The organism is Pararhodobacter oceanensis, from assembly GCF_003076755.1.
In the GTDB taxonomy this organism is placed as follows: Bacteria; Pseudomonadota; Alphaproteobacteria; order Rhodobacterales; family Rhodobacteraceae; genus Pararhodobacter; species Pararhodobacter oceanensis.
Genome location: NZ_QDKM01000001.1, coordinates 1 through 14,854 on the forward strand (window position 1 = coordinate 1; position 14,854 = coordinate 14,854).

The following is a 14,854-nucleotide window of genomic DNA, read 5'->3' on the forward strand; positions in this document are numbered from 1 at the left end:
AGGCGATGACCAACGGTGACCGGCCCCCGGAACCGTCCGGGAATTACCGAAATCCCTGTCCGGGATTTACCGAAACGTGTGTCCGGGAATTACTGAAATCCGTGTCCGGGAATTTGCGAAACCCGCAGACAGCGCGGTCGCGCCCTCCACCAGAATGCGCCGACCATCTGACAACGCAATGTCGACGCGGTGCGCCGTGAGGGGGTTGCTCGAGGCTAGCGACGAAAGCCGGGCTGTCGGCGTTGACGAAGCGCCCGTGATCTCAATCGGGAAAAACGTCGCGTCCTCCACCTCGGCTTCGTCAGTGGTCGGCGTCTCCGGCGCAAACCGGGGATCGCGTAGCCACGTATGGATCAGATTGGCGTTCATCGCGAAGCGTCGTGCCACCTGCGCAACCGAGACCCCCGGCACACGCGCCTGCGCGCAGATCGAGCGCTTCTCATCATCCGACCAGAACCGCCGCTTCTGACCCTTCCTGCCTGCCATCGCTCACCTCAAGATGTCCATTATCGTTGATGGACATCTAGCAGGCACTTCATCGCGCCGTCAGAGCGCCTCAACCGGACGGATACCATCAATCCCATCAACCTTCGCACACGATGGCGGCCTGCATGGAACCCGTTTCTGGGCAAATATGCCGCGATCTGGCGGCTGCCAAAGAACGGGTATTTCGTAAAAACCCGGTCGATTTCGTTCATCAGCTTCAGCGTCTCGGCATTCACGCCGACCGGCGTGTAATACAGTGATGACCGGCTAATCTTGAGCAGTTTGCATTGCTTGATCAGACTTAGGTCGGCGTGATCTTTGCGGATCATCGCTTTGCGTTCGTTCGGGCTCATCGCTTCAGCCCTTGTGACAAAAAATCGTTTTCGACCGCCAGCTTTCCGATCTTCGCGTGAAGCTCTTTGACTTCGGCCTCATTGTCTTCTGGTTTCCTGGCCTTGCCAGAAAACACACCCGTCAGGCCATCAATCGCCTGTCGCTTCCACGTCGTTACCTGTGTGGGATGGATCTTGTGCTTGGCCGCAATCTCTTGCGCCGTCTTGTCTCCACGCAGCGCCTCAAGCGCTACCGTGGCCTTAAACTTGTCCGAAAAACTGCGTCTCTTCGTCATTTGTGTATCCTGTCGTAAGTGTTGGATACATCTTAGCAGGCTGTCCAGTTTTGCCGGACCACTTCATGGCACCGTTGTGGTGGCGACGCCATCTTTCGATGTGGATCTGGGTCTCGTGCAGCGTGTAATAAGCCTCGCTGTTCAGCAACTCGTCGGGGAAGCGGGCATTGACGCAGGGTTAAGGCGGCCCGGCGTCAATCCATTTGCTCAAGCATCGTTCGAAGCTGGTTCGAGTTTCAGAAATTGTTCCCTTCCTGTGCCTCGGTTTCAAGTGCTTGGCTGTCAGAGCAACTGACGGTAAAATCCTGATCGTCCGATCGCGGGCACGTCTCCATCTCGGCGACAAGTCGACAACCGCCGATTGCGGTTCCCAACCAGTCACGGACCCTTTGCCCGCTGATCCCGAAATCGGAATCGGTGCCCAGCACGACCTCGCGATCATAGAACGCGTAACCGTTTGCGACCCCCACTTGCAGCGCAACCGGGACTTCGGCGACCGACATCGAGATGACATGCGGGGACATCGTGTATCTCAAGTCCTGCGTTGCAAGATCCGCTGCGATCATCGGGGAGGCAACAACCCTTCTCGCCCTTTCGACGCTGCTACCCTGTGCAAAACATAGAACGATGCCGCTTGTCTGCGCCTGTACCATCCCGGGTAGAACCAGGGAAACGACGCCTGCTGCAGCAACATAGCTGAACAATTTCATATGGTTTTTCCTTCTTCAATTGCGGCAATGACGCTGCGGCAGGTGATCAGTCGATGCTTCATACCGCCCAATCAGCGCATGCGCTGCACGTCCGAAACACTCCATTCACACGTGGATTCTGACCAAGAGGCAATAAGGGAAAACGGGGCAGGCGCGATTTCAAATAGGCTACAGTCAATGGCCTGGCGGGTCCGAGAAGTTGAATTGCTTTGGCAGGACAACCAGGCATTCACGCCCATAGAGAACCGACCATTACCCGCGGGAACCTGATCCACAATTGTGGCTCTCGTCACGCGGAACGAAAGCTCAGGCTGTGAGAAGCTGGTGGTCAGCCGCGACTGAACGCGACACCGATTACTGGACCCAGTGAAGTCCAGAATCGCCAGCGCCAGCGGGTTGCCTTGCGGGTCGCGACCGTTCGCAGCATCGTCTAGCCAAAAGGACAGGAAATCAGCGTTGGTGCAATGAGACACAAGGAAACTGTTGACGGCGACAGCCAGCAATCGCTCGGATGGGCCATCTTCGCTCCGGCTTGAAACGCACATCGCCTCTCGAGCGCTCTCAGACAAGGCTTGATATTCCGCCAGCAATGCGTCTCCCGCGTTGGTGTAGTGACCCAGCAATTGCATCACATGTTCGCAGGTCACGCGACTTTGCAACGTGCTCCAATCCAGAGGCTGCCGTTCTGTATCATCAGCGGACAACTGGCCGAACGCCGTGCCAGCAAGGATTGCGCCGGTTGCATGCCCGTAAGGATCGTTTCCGATGTTCAGCATATTGGGGTTCAAAGCGCCCCGCCGGCACCATTCGGCGTCATTTTCCAAGGCTTCAACGATCTCTGACATTGCATCACCCGTGAACCCGTCGTTTATGACCTCTGGAACCATTCCGATGGCGTCTTGAAATGTCTGCTCGGCAGCCTGTCGCATTGCCGCCAAGTGAGCCGGGGCGTAAACCTCTGCAAATTGGTCCAGACAACCGCGGAAATCCGCCAGAGTGCGCATGTTCGGTTGGCAATTTGAAAGCGACAGGGTTTCACTAAAAAGCTGATTGCGTAGATACCCGACTGACCGGCAGTTAAGGGCCGTATTGGTAAATGTCAGTCGTTCATTTCGGTTTCTGATAAATGCCATCCCGAGGGCCGACATATCGCGGCGAATACTATCAATCATATTGCGACATTCGCTTGTTGATGGGACAAGCGTGCCGGATGGCACCAAAGAGTGCAGGGCCAAACCAGTGTAGTTTCTGATCGAACCGGGCCCTGCGTTATAGATAATCGACTGAAAGATGCAGGCACCGATCTGGTTTCTTGTGCGCGCGGTTCGGCAGGATTCGCCGACCGTGTGCAAGTTCAACATCTGAGCCGCTGCCAGTTCGGATCCGGCCTGCGTCGACGCGTCATTGCGCGGTGCGAGACTGCCTGGAACAGGAACAAAGGTCAGCGCCCGACACCCTTGATGGCGGCTCTCGATTTCGTTCAGGTCCGCCGAAACATAGACTTGCCAACCATTGACCCAGAAGTCACGCATTCCCGCATCGCGGAACGCTTCATAATCTAAGACAAAAACCAAACGTCGAGAAACAACGCTGGCCGATCGGGCAGTCATGGGCCCCTGAACGCGGACCACACCCGCCGCGTTTGCCAACGTGAATCGCCCGGTGATCCGCGGCGAGGTCACGCCAGGCTGAATATCCGTAAGGTGGATCCGAAGACGAAAGCCTGCCATCTCAGAGCAAGAGATTTCGGCCTCATAGCTCTCTAGAAACACATCCTCGGGCACACCAATCGTGTGATAGGCGCTGCGCGCCAAGAGTGCGGTGGCGGGGTTCGGCACCGAGGAAAAGGGATCTCGTCCGGCGATCACGGGCACCGAGGAAAAGGGATCCCGTCCGGCGGTCTCGGGAACGAAGAAAAAGGGATCCCGTCCGGTGGTCTCAGGCACCGTGGTGTCGCCAAGCCCCGCAGCAGCGCGCACATTGATCCGCGTTTCAAGGATCGCTTTGGCTCCGCGGACCGCCGGCTGTAGACGAACCACATAGGCTCCGGCGCTTACGCCGCGGAACGTCACATCGAAAGTGAATCCCGGATGAACGTTGGCATATTCAACGTAGTCGCCATTGCTGCCAGTCTGTGTCGCAGGATCGAACAGCACCGCCCAATAAGGAGTACTTGCCTCGAGCCCAGAGTAGCGAAGTGAAAACGGCTGGTCGGCATGAACGGCACCTTCGGAAATGATCTCGGCATGGGGCTGCGCGCGGACTGCCAGAGGCGCGATGACTATGCTTAGGATGAGCAAAGCCTGGAATAACAATCTGCTCATTTTGGGCCTTTCAGTTTTGTCGGTGTGCGAACGGCGCGGTCCCTGCGCCTTTGTCGGGTGATCGGTGCGCGACGGGTTGACAGTGTCCTGGTTCATTCGCCATCACCCGTTTCTAGCATGGTCAGCATGTCGGTAGCGACACGGGTGTATCTAACCAGCGGAATCTGCTCAGGTAAAGTCGCCAATGAGAATGACACGGCAGGCGTGCGGATGGGAAGGGCGTGATGAGGCGGCGGTTGTTGCAGAAGCTGATCCAATCGCCGAAGAAGCGGTTTCTATGTCGGATGCCTTCGCAGCGACGTCGATGAATGCCTGCTTCAGGCCATAGCTGCAGACGATGGCCGTGAAGTGGCGACTGTTGAAGACCAGCCCGTTGTCCGACCTCAATAGGAACTCCTCCGCCGCGCATCAGCCCAGCGCCACCCAGGCGGTGGCGGCTAAGGCGAAAGCTCTGACGCATTCCAAATCTCACTTGGTCGGCGCGACCGGTGCTGTACTTGGGGTCAGAGACTGTTGAGTTCTGCGAGGAATTGACCCATTTTTCCAAAACGCCGTGACCCACTGATTTCAATAATTCCGCCGACTTCTCATGAGATTATCATATTTCAGAGGGGTCAGCGCCAAATGGAAAAATGGGTCAATCCGACACGAAAATCAACACCGAACGGCGCTTACAGCCACCCAAGATTTTGGGCCGCATTTTTTGTCGTTGGCTAGGGGGTTGTTAGCGCTCACCACAGTTGGATGATTGCTCCCGCAGTCTCGATGAGAGTTTTGAGGCGATTGCAGTCGGCCACCCTCGAGGCCATCGCGCGCGGGATCCCCAAAACCGTATCGTCGAATTGCTGCCTTGGAACTTCAACCGGTCAACCTGAAATCGACGTGCTGTCCAACTGACGCTTACCCCTGACCACCAGTCATACGCGGCTCTAAAATTTCTCTATAAACAGATTGCATTGCTTTTGATATGACATCAGATTGTCGATTCCCGACGTGACATCTACCCGCCAAGTTGCTCCAGATCCTTTTTCGCGGATGTGAACAATTCGATCATGAAAGTGCTCGCCGCGCGATGGCTCCCACGGACTCAAGACAACGTCTCCAGATAAATGCGGCTGAGAAATACTTCGCAACCCTTCGCTTTGACTTTGCCGATGATCGTTTCCATTTCGCGGGTTCCAAGTCAGTGTTAACCGTTCAATTGAGATATCAACTTGCCGAAGGGCGCGAAGAAATTCACCAAGTTTTTCACGGTTACGATGTTGCGCAGCCACATAAGGATCTTGGATATCCAAAGATACTGTTTTCCCCTTAAGATCTTCGAATACCGCCGAGATATTCCGAGGCGCTCCAGCTTGAAACCGGTGGACTACGAGGCGATCAAGGAGCCTAGAAAATATCTCTGACTTCGGGGCCTCCAGAATCTTATGCACGTGTTTGGCGATCCACAGCGAAGACAAGTCTTCCATCCCATGTCGCCTAAAACAAACCCCATTTCCCAAGCCAGACAAAAAGCTCTGCCTCGGCTCATCATCAAAGAGCTCTTCGTTTGATATGCCGCCGAACATCGTCAATCTCGGCGCGTTTTGCATCTCTTCCTCGGACAACCTAACAAAAACCAGACGCCCGCTCTCTTCGGCGGGCCGAAGCATTTGGGCGATTTGGCGGTCCGCTCCTGTGGGGCTGATTTCATCTCGATCTGAAGCTGCAAGCCAGGCGCAACGATCACGACCGTCGTCCAACCAGTCGCGAAGTGCGCGGGCGCTGCCCAAAGAAGCCTCGGGCTCCTCAGCGCCCCAAATGGAAGATCCAACAGCAATTACTTGTTTGTGGCCCTTTAGAACCGGACCGAGGGCAATGCCAATAGGCGACATGCATGGGACGGCTTCCTTGGGCACGTGGCTCGGCCGAGCGATAGATCGTGATACTACTTTCTCCAGCCACACCCGCGAGAGGTGTCGATCCATGCGGTCCCACCAAATTTGATTGGAATAGTCATTCAAGCAATGAACGCAGGTAGTTTGGCAGTCTTTTTCGCAATCGAGCTTACTGATCGCTTCGAGAAGTAGCCTACGGGCAGAAAATCGACTTTCCTCAATAAGCCGCCGAGCATAGCCCGCACCGCCGGGTGTGGAATCAGCCAAAACAATGTCGAAGCCTCCCGCCGGAGCCAGTTCAAAAGTTGCCCGCAAGTCCCGTGTATCTGTCCCGAGCATGTCAGCTGCAGCGAGCCTAATTGCTTCCGCTGCACCACGCAGGACATCTTCCTGCCATCCACGTTCATCTGTAAGCGCCACGGCGATCCCCTCCTGCCATTACTGACTTGATCGAGCCATTCTGTGCGCATGGGCGTGACGGAGGGTTTGGAACTTGGAAGTAGACGGCAAAATGGGCGTCCATTTGGACGGCTCGATGGGCGTTGGAGTTTCCCGTCTTGAAGTGATCGAGGGGCCGAGTGGTCGACGGCGGCGCACGAAGGCAGAGCGGGCGCGGATCGCGGCGGAGAGCATGATGCCGGGGGTGACGGTTGCCGATGTGGCGCGCAAGCATGGCACAACCCGCTGGCAGATCTACGATTGGCGCAAACAGATACGCAAAGGCAATCTAGTGGTGCCCGAGAGCGTGGCATCCCTGCCGGTATTCGCGGAACTGATGGTCGACGACAGTTCGGCGGAGGCACCTGCGGCGGTTGCAGGGTCCGTTCTCGAGATCGCCGTGGGCGATGTGGTGATCCGCGCTGGCGCTGGTGTCGATGAAGGTCAACTGACGCGGGCGATCCGCGCGGCACGGGCTGCGGCATCGTGATGTTCGGTCATGGTGGGCCGGTGAAGGTCTTTGTGGCGACCCGGCCGGTGGACTTTCGCAAGGGCATGGATGGCTTGGCATTGGCGGTGCAGGAGATGTTCGGGATGGACCCGTTCTGCGGAGCCGCCTTCGTCTTCCGCGCGAAGCGGGCGGACAGGATCAAGCTTTTGATCTGGGATCAGACCGGGATGGTTCTGGTTCACAAGCGCCTGGAGGGCGGAAAGTTCGTCTGGCCGCAGGTGCGTGATGGCGTCATGCGCATGTCCAGCGCGCAGTTTGCGGCCCTTTTTGAAGGCGTCGATTGGCGGCTGGTGCGGCCAGAGCGGGCACGGCGCCCGCTGGTGGCCGGATGACGGAAAACTGTGCCGAAAGGCCTTTTTTTACTGGCCTGACAGGGTATCTTGTGATTCACTTCCTGCCATGGAAACCGCTGATCTTGCGCGCGAAAATGCCCTGCTGAAAGCCCGCCTCGCCGAGGTCGAGGCGACGCTGGTCGAGACGCAAGAGGCCAATCGGCGGCTGCAAGATATTCTGAGTGCGGCGCAGCGCGAGAAGTTCGGCAAGCGCTCCGAGAAGCTGTCGGCAGACCAGTTCAACCTGCCGCTGGAGGATGCCGAACTGGCCCAGGGTGTGCTCGAGGCGGCGCAGGAAAAGGCTGAAGCCGCGATGCAAAGGGCAAGCGGGGATGCGCCCCGCAAGCCCAGGCGCAACCGCGGGCATCTGCCGGCGCATCTGCCCCGGGTCGAGCGCGTGATCGAGCCCGCCAGCACCCAGTGCCTCTGCGGGTGCAGCGAGATGGCGAAGATCGGCGAAGATGTCTCCGAACGTCTGGACGTGATCCCGGCGCAGTTCCGGGTGCTGGTCACGCGGCGCCCCAGATATGCCTGCCGCCGCTGCGCGCAGGCCGTGGTGCAAGCACATGCACCTGAACATGTCGTGCCCGGTGGACTGCCTACGGAACTCTTCATCTCCTGGATTATCGTCTCGAAGTTCGGCGATCACCTGCCGTTGTATCGGCAGGCCGAAATCTTCAAGCGGCAAGGGATCGATCTGGACCGCGGCACGCTCGGCAACTGGGTTGGGCGCGCCTGTTTCCACCTCATGCCGGTCATCAACCATATGCGTGCCCATCTGCGTGGCGCCGACCGGATCTTCGTGGATGAAACCCGCGCGCCGGTTCTGGAACCGGGCCTGAAACGCACCAAGAGCGGCTTCTTCTGGGCCGTCGTGTCCGATGATCGCGGCCATGGCGGTGCCGGCCCACCCATCGTGCTGTTCCACTACGCCCCCGGTCGGGGCAAGGCGCATCCGCTGAACTTCCTCGCCGGATACCGCGGCCGCTTCCTGCAGTGCGATGCCTACCAGTCCTACAACGCGATGACCGAAATCGCGCGCGACAATGGCCCATGGCAACTGGTCTATTGCTGGACGCATGTCCGCCGCCGCTTCGTGAAACGCTTCGACAGTGACGGCTCGCCCATCGCCGAGGAAATGCTGCGCCAGATCGCGCTGCTTTATCAGATCGAGAAGTCCGTCCGCGGCAAGGAGGCGGGTGCGCGCCTCGCCGCCCGGCGTGAGCATTCGGCCCCGATCATTGCGGCGCTGAAACCTTGGCTGGAAGCCCAGCTCTCGCGCATACCGCAGAAATCCCAGCTCGCCGAAGACATCCGCTACACCTTGGCGCACTGGCCCGGACTGATCCGCTTCCTCGAGGACGGCATGCTGGAGCTCGACACCAACCCGGTCGAGAACCAGATCCGACCGATCGCCCTGACAAGAAAGAATGCACTATTTGCAGGGAATGAAGTCGGCGCCGAGAACTGGGCCATCCTCGCCTCGCTGGTGGCCACCTGCAAGATGTCCGCCGTGAACCCCGTCGACTATCTCGCCGCCACCCTGCGCGCCATCCTCGACGGCCACCCGCAAAGCGGAATCGAAGACCTCATGCCATGGCGCTTCAATGAGCCGTCAAGCCTTGCCGCATAGGGTGAGGCCGTAGCGCTTACGTTCATCTGCCACAGATTGCGGAAGATCGATCGGCACGCATACCCGTAAGAGTCTGATATCCGTAGAATAAGTGTGAGCTAGGTCCGTCGAACCTTTGATTTCTTCGACAGGGCACGGATCACCGGAGCGAGGGTCGTAATGCTTTGAACTCAAAGGGGCGAAGCCGAAATAACTCTTAGGTGCGGGCTCAGCGTGCTCGCACCTGTGACATCGCATATACCCTGTCCCATTTGGACCGCGGTTCACGACAATCATCTGGCCCTCAGGATGATCTTTACTACCAAGAGCCGAGGCGAAAAAGGTGCTTACATCACGAACGTCCGTCGTAGCCATAAGGTTCGCTGGCGCCTTGGTCAGCAAACGCGCTTCATCGACTGCGCGAGGGCGCAGCCGCGACGATCCTGGTTCACCACCAGCACGGTCGCGATAATTGGTCAGAAATCCAACTGGTTCTACAAACCGCCGAGGCGGCTCCAATTTCCCTTCACAAGATGGACAAATTTGGAGGACATCCCCATCATTAGGAAGGCGTTCCACGTTTCGGCAGGTTCGACAAATCTGAAGGCTACCTTCTTCCATCCAAACGTCATTCGCACTATGAGAACTTCGTCGAGATATGCCTGCGCTGGTCCAGACGCGCCCAGCCGCGATGGTTTCTGCTCCCGGAGCAAATTCAGAAATTGCGAGCGACGCATCGCGTGCCAATTCGATATCTTCGCTTCCGCGCCCGTGCCCGCGATCTCGGACAACCTCCAAGCTCAATGAACTCACCGGAAAACTGTAGGTCGGTATGATGGCAAGCCTTGAAAGGCTTTCGGTCAAAAGCCGATCATCGGCAGCATGGCGTCGCGCCTGTCGCCCTCATTCAGCTTCAGCCAATCGGCGAAATGCTCATAATCGGCGGTGATCGACCCCATCTTTGCCTGCTCGCCATTGCCCAGAATGACAAAGGCGTTGAAGTGGAACAGATGCGGGACGGTGTCTTTGTAATCCGACAGGTTTTCGTTATAGGCGCGGCGCAGGTCGCGGTCGGGGCGCTTGAGCTCGCAGAACATCAGCGGCAGACCGTTGACGAACCCGACGATATCGGCCCGCCGCCGGTGGGCATAGCCGCGGATCCACATTTCCCGCACGCAGAGGAAATCGTTGTTTTCAGGATCGTCATAATCGAACACACGCAGGCGCTCGATCTTTTGCTCGTCATCCTGACGGAATTTCACCTTCACCCCGTCGCGGATCAGGGCGTATTTGTCCTGATTGATGCGGATCAGCGATTGCGACCCGAAAATGTCGGTGATTTCACGCAGCGCATGGCTGTAGGCCACATCCGGCAGGCCGGGGTTGAGCCGCACCAGCGCCTCGCCCAGATAGCGCGTCAGCACCACCTCCTTGTCCGAGCGACGGCCCAGCGTGCCCTCGGGGCCGAAGGTCTCGCGGTTCCACGCCATGACCGAGCGCCAGCCGTGGGTCTCGGCGAGGTAGTCGGCCATGGTTTTCTGGACAAGGTTGTCTTCGGTATCCCGAAGCAATAGCCGACCAGAAGCATACGGATCAGAAGCTCGGGATCAATCGAAGGCCGACCCGTGTGACTGTAGAAGTCCGCGAGGTAGGCACGGATTCCGGTCAAATCAACAAAACGGTCGATGGAGCGCAGCAGGTGGTCCTGCGGGACGTGTTCCTCAATTGAGACCTCGTAAAACAGTGCGCCTTGCGCCTCTTGCTTCGGCCCCAGCATCGCAGTTCCCCCCCCCAACAGAATAAGAGGAATTGAATCAGCGACTAGCGTTCAAATCAACAATAGTTGTTCAACAAAATAGGCCGGAATCAGCCTCGGTCGAGAGTGAGGTTTTCGGAAGTTCGCTGCTATTGCGAGCCTCCGTTGCCGATACGCTCAAAGCTGCCAATCGCGAGCGCATTGCGCCCATAGCATCAGGAATTTGGGCGCCCCAACGATTAAAGATCCCATGAATCCGGGAAACACGTGGGTTTGGATAGGAAACGCTTTACCATCACCGTTGGTTTCGACAGACACGACACTGCTTATTCTCGCGTTGTGGTGCCCTCTTAAGCGCAGACAAGATTTCCACAAGCGTCGAGACCAACGCCGCGGCACAACACTTGGCGTCGGGCGAAGAACGTTTCTTCGGCTTTCATGGGATATCCCATCTTTTCGATGAAGTCATCGAGCCAAGCGATTTCCTCAAACTCGGTCAATTCGGTCGTGTCGCGCTCGCCCGCTAATGCGGCCATGATATGCCCGTAGTCGAAGGCGCCTGAACGCTCGATCGCCCGACCGATTTTAAGCCAATGAGTGATCTGACCGGCCAGTGACCGGCTTTGAAGGTCCGCCTCACGGCGGACCAAAGCCATGATGTCGTCGGCAAGCTTCACTGGTTGCGCCATGTTCGCCTCCTACGTCAATCCACACTTAGCAAAATCCAGCTGGTAGTCGAAAGTCGGCGGACCATCGTGTTCTGCACAGAACTCGGTGCAGGCGACTTACGGCGTTCGATCGCGTTATCCGCGCCGCAGAATCCCGAAGCCCTTGCATGGTGATCAAATTCGTCCGACGGGTCCCGCTCAGAATGATTGCCAAATTAGACGGCCCCAACTAACGCCGTTACGCGCTGACCACGAAGGGAAACTGCCTGCTTCAAAGCTATAGGGATCGGCAAGTTTCCAACCGAAAACACGCCGACCCCAATTTTAACCCTAAGTATCTGATATAATTACAAATTACAGCAAAAGACCTGACCCGATGGACAATTTATGCGTGTCCAATGGTCATAAAAAACGCCAAAATGGTCACTTTTTGGTGGGTCTGACAATAACTGGCGCCTAAAGCCCCCTCACCCGCATTTCGAGTGGCCACAGGCGCGGCAGGTCATGCAGCCTTCGATCATCGACATCTCGAAGGCCCCGCAGCTCGGGCAGCTGGCGCCGCGGGGGGCGTTGCCGACGGCGGAGACCTCGGCCTTCGGGTCGGATTTCAACCCCAGTCCGGCGCCTTCGATGAAGCCGATCAAGATCAGATGTTCCTCGATCACCCCGCCGATTGCCGCCAGGATCGAGGGCACATATTTCCCCTGCATCCAGGCGCCGCCGCGCGGGTCGAACACGGCTTTCAGCTCTTCAACCACAAAGGACACATCGCCGCCGCGCCGGAACACCGCCGAGATCATCCGCGTCAGCGCCACGGTCCAGGCGTAATGCTCCATATTCTTGGAGTTGATGAACACCTCGAACGGCTGGCGGCGACCGCCGACGATGACATCGTTAACCGTGATATAGATCGCGTGCTCGGACACCGGCCATTTCAGCTTATAGGTCTGGCCTTCCAAGGCGGCGGGCCGGTCGAGGGGTTCCGAGAGGTAGATCACCTCGGCCCCGCTATCGACCTGCGGCGCGGCTTCGCTAGTTTCCGAGACGCTCAACACGCTGCCGGTGACCGCGTTGGGGCGATAGGTCGTGCAGCCCTTGCAGCCCATGTCCCAGGCCGCCTGGTAGACGTCCTTGAACGCCTCGAACGAGATATCCTCGGGGCAGTTAATCGTCTTGGAAATCGAGCTGTCGATCCATTTCTGCGCCGCGGCCTGCATTTTTACATGGTCAATCGGGTCCAGCGATTGCGCCGAGACGAAATATTCGGGCAGCGGTTTGTCGTCGAATTTCTCGCGCCAGAGGGCGACGGCGTAATCCACCACTTCCTCTTCGGTGCGCGAGCCATCTTTTTGTAATACCTTGCGATTATAGGCATAGGCAAAGACCGGCTCGATCCCCGAACTGACGTTTCCGGCGTAGAGGCTGATGGTGCCGGTCGGTGCGATCGAGGTCAGCAAAGCGTTGCGGATGCCGTGCTCTTTGATCGCCGCGCGCACATCGTCGTCCATCGCCAGCATATTGCCCGAGGCGAGGAATTTCTCGGCGTCGAACAGCGGGAAGGCGCCCTTTTCGCGGGCCAGATCGACCGAGGCGAGATAGGCGGCGCGGGCGATGGCCTTCATCCAGACCTCGGTTTGCGCGACCGCTTCATCCGAGCCATAGCGCAAGCCGACCATCAAGAGTGCGTCGGCCAGACCGGTGACACCCAGCCCGATGCGGCGTTTGGCCTGTGCTTCCTGCGCCTGTTCCGGCAGCGGAAAGCGGCTGGCGTCGACGACATTATCCATCATCCGCACCGCGGTGCGGACCAATTCGTCAAGCTCCGCCACGTCGATATCGGCGCCGCCCTCGAAGGGGGTGTTAACCAAACGCGCAAGGTTAATGGAGCCGAGCAGACAGGCGCCGTAGGGCGGCAGCGGTTGCTCGCCGCAGGGGTTGGTGGCGGCGATGGTTTCGGCGTAATTCAGGTTGTTCGCGGCGTTGATCCGGTCGATGAAAATCACCCCCGGTTCGGCATAGTCATAGGTCGCGCGCATGATCTTGTTCCACAGATCGCGCGCCTGCACGGTGCGGTAGGTGCGCCCGTCAAAGACCAGATCCCAAGGCGCATCCGCCTGCACCGCTTCCATGAAGGGATCGGTGATCAGCACCGAAAGATTGAACATCCGCAGCCGCGCGCTGTCCTGTTTCGCGGCGATGAAATCCTCAACATCGGGGTGGTCGCAGCGCATCGTCGCCATCATCGCGCCGCGGCGGCTGCCCGCCGACATGATCGTGCGGCACATCGCGTCCCAGACATCCATGAAGCTCAGCGGCCCCGAGGCATCCGCCGCAACCCCGGTGACCTGCGCGCCTTTGGGGCGTATGGTGCTGAAATCATAACCAATTCCGCCGCCCTGCTGCATCGTCAGCGCGGCCTCTTTGAGCATCGAAAAGATCCCGCCCATGCTGTCGGGAATGGTGCCCATGACAAAACAATTGAACAGGGTCACCGAACGTCCGGTGCCTGCACCGGCCAGAATCCGACCGGCAGGCAGAAAGCGGAAGTCTTCCAGCGCGGCATAGAACTTCTGTTCCCAAGCCTCGGGTTTCGCCTCGGTGGCGGCCAGCGCGCGCGCCACGCGCAGCCAGCTGTCCTCGGGCGTGGCGTCAAGCGGCTGCCCCTCGGCATCCTTGTAACGGTATTTCATATCCCAAATTTGCTCGGCGATCGGAGCAGCAAAACGGGTCGCATGAGGGGTCATGGCGGCATCCTGAAGTGACGTGGAAACGGGCGCAACACATAGGCCAGAGCAATCCCATCGTCAACGGAGGGGTTGGCTGTTTTCTACGTCTTGCGCTTGCCATTTTCTCTTGCCTTCACCTCGGGATCGCCCCTTGAACCTGCCGCCAGATACAGCACATATAGGGGTATGACGGTTCATATCATCAAATTATGCGTTGGCGCCGAGGGTGTCGACTCGCTGATCGACTGGCAGAATTCTGCCAGATCGCGCGGCCCGGACGGGCTGCCGCGCCATGTCACCCGCATGACCCCGAAACGCGCTGCCGAGGTGCTGGATGGCGGCTCGCTCTATTGGGTGTTCAAGGGTCAAGTTCTGGCACGGCAACGCATTTTGCGTCTCGATGAGGTGGTGGGTGAGGACGGTATCAAACGCTGCGGCTTCGTGTTTGATCCCGAGATTATCCGCACCGAACCGGCACCGCGCCGCCCGTTTCAAGGCTGGCGCTATCTGAACCCCGAGGATGCGCCCCGCGATCTGCCACAGCAGCGCAAGGGGGATGATGACTTGCCGCAGGGTATGGCGGAAGCGCTGGCGGAATTTGGCCTGCATTAATTTGGCCCGCATTAATTTACCTTGCATCGGGGGTATGCGCTTATCGCATGGCGTCCTCCGTCTCTGTACCCCCTCTCGTGAGGCTATGAGAACAAAGTAGCAACCAAGGGTTGCGAAAAGGTTAAGATCGCTGGCGGGAGTTGAGGCGATAAGGGGCGCGCCCGACCTTGGGTG

General features: G+C 58.3%; 14 protein-coding genes and 1 pseudogene. 4 read left to right on the plus strand and 11 right to left on the minus strand.

Translation table 11 applies throughout. The features are described from left to right. Window positions 1–66: 66 nt before the first annotated feature. The 7 genes from tnpA (DDE20_RS00005) to DDE20_RS00035 all read right to left on the minus strand — a co-directional run bounded on the left by tnpA (DDE20_RS00005) (window position 67) and on the right by DDE20_RS00035 (window position 6,445). Window positions 67–486 carry an IS66-like element accessory protein TnpA gene (gene tnpA, locus DDE20_RS00005; RefSeq protein ID WP_116556413.1) on the minus strand — a complete coding sequence of 140 codons (420 nt, stop codon included), beginning with the start codon at window positions 484–486 and terminating at the stop codon, window positions 67–69. 20 nt (window positions 487–506) lie between these two features. Beyond that, window positions 507–839: an IS3 family transposase gene (locus DDE20_RS00010; RefSeq protein ID WP_116556414.1), complete on the minus strand. Its 333-nt coding sequence runs from the start codon at window positions 837–839 to the stop codon at window positions 507–509. Further along, window positions 836–1,114: a transposase gene (locus tag DDE20_RS00015; protein ID WP_116556415.1), complete on the minus strand. Its 279-nt coding sequence runs from the start codon at window positions 1,112–1,114 to the stop codon at window positions 836–838. Before DDE20_RS00015 ends, DDE20_RS00010 begins: the two co-directional genes overlap by 4 nt. Before the next feature lie 236 nt (window positions 1,115–1,350). Beyond that, entirely contained in the window at window positions 1,351–1,824 is a 474-nt protein-coding gene (locus DDE20_RS00020) for a hypothetical protein (RefSeq protein WP_116556416.1), read from the minus strand. A gap of 71 nt (window positions 1,825–1,895) precedes the next feature. Further along, window positions 1,896–4,244 carry a hypothetical protein gene (locus DDE20_RS00025; protein ID WP_133240308.1) on the minus strand — a complete coding sequence of 783 codons (2,349 nt, stop codon included), beginning with the start codon at window positions 4,242–4,244 and terminating at the stop codon, window positions 1,896–1,898. A gap of 72 nt (window positions 4,245–4,316) precedes the next feature. Beyond that, a complete protein-coding gene (locus DDE20_RS19080) occupies window positions 4,317–4,535 on the minus strand; it encodes a hypothetical protein (protein ID WP_205961583.1) in 219 nt (72 codons plus the stop codon). 542 nt (window positions 4,536–5,077) lie between these two features. Next, the gene (locus DDE20_RS00035) at window positions 5,078–6,445 is read right to left on the minus strand and encodes a DUF1998 domain-containing protein (protein WP_116556418.1); all 1,368 of its coding nucleotides are present in this window, start codon (window positions 6,443–6,445) and stop codon (window positions 5,078–5,080) included. Between the two features lie 91 nt (window positions 6,446–6,536). Here DDE20_RS00035 and tnpA (DDE20_RS00040) point away from each other — a divergent pair, with 91 nt between their 5' ends. The 3 genes from tnpA (DDE20_RS00040) (at window position 6,537) to tnpC (ending at window position 8,939) form a co-directional block, all read left to right on the plus strand. Beyond that, window positions 6,537–6,953, plus strand: coding sequence for an IS66-like element accessory protein TnpA (gene tnpA / locus DDE20_RS00040; protein ID WP_205961584.1), 417 nt, complete (start codon window positions 6,537–6,539; stop codon window positions 6,951–6,953). 20 nt (window positions 6,954–6,973) lie between these two features. Continuing rightward, a complete protein-coding gene (gene tnpB, locus DDE20_RS00045) occupies window positions 6,974–7,306 on the plus strand; it encodes an IS66 family insertion sequence element accessory protein TnpB (RefSeq protein WP_205961585.1) in 333 nt (110 codons plus the stop codon). Between the two features lie 67 nt (window positions 7,307–7,373). Further along, window positions 7,374–8,939 carry an IS66 family transposase gene (tnpC, locus tag DDE20_RS00050; protein ID WP_116556420.1) on the plus strand — a complete coding sequence of 522 codons (1,566 nt, stop codon included), beginning with the start codon at window positions 7,374–7,376 and terminating at the stop codon, window positions 8,937–8,939. 839 nt (window positions 8,940–9,778) lie between these two features. On the opposite strand, the gene DDE20_RS00060 is transcribed toward tnpC, so the two are convergent. From DDE20_RS00060 to DDE20_RS00075, 4 genes and pseudogenes are all read right to left on the minus strand, one after another. Further along, complete coding sequence (locus DDE20_RS00060; protein WP_116556422.1) at window positions 9,779–10,450, minus strand: type I restriction endonuclease; 672 nt, start codon at window positions 10,448–10,450, stop codon at window positions 9,779–9,781. Window positions 10,451–10,476: 26 nt separating this feature from the next. Further along, a pseudogene (locus DDE20_RS00065) lies at window positions 10,477–10,695 on the minus strand (transposase); the annotation flags it as partial. A gap of 329 nt (window positions 10,696–11,024) precedes the next feature. Beyond that, window positions 11,025–11,363, minus strand: coding sequence for a TA system antitoxin ParD family protein (locus tag DDE20_RS00070; protein WP_116556423.1), 339 nt, complete (start codon window positions 11,361–11,363; stop codon window positions 11,025–11,027). A gap of 446 nt (window positions 11,364–11,809) precedes the next feature. Further along, the gene (locus DDE20_RS00075; RefSeq protein WP_116556424.1) at window positions 11,810–14,086 is read right to left on the minus strand and encodes an adenosylcobalamin-dependent ribonucleoside-diphosphate reductase; all 2,277 of its coding nucleotides are present in this window, start codon (window positions 14,084–14,086) and stop codon (window positions 11,810–11,812) included. A 168-nt stretch (window positions 14,087–14,254) separates the two neighbouring features. On the opposite strand from DDE20_RS00075, the gene DDE20_RS00080 reads away from it, so the two are divergent. After that, complete coding sequence (locus tag DDE20_RS00080; protein WP_116556425.1) at window positions 14,255–14,680, plus strand: DUF1489 family protein; 426 nt, start codon at window positions 14,255–14,257, stop codon at window positions 14,678–14,680. Window positions 14,681–14,854 lie beyond the last annotated feature (174 nt).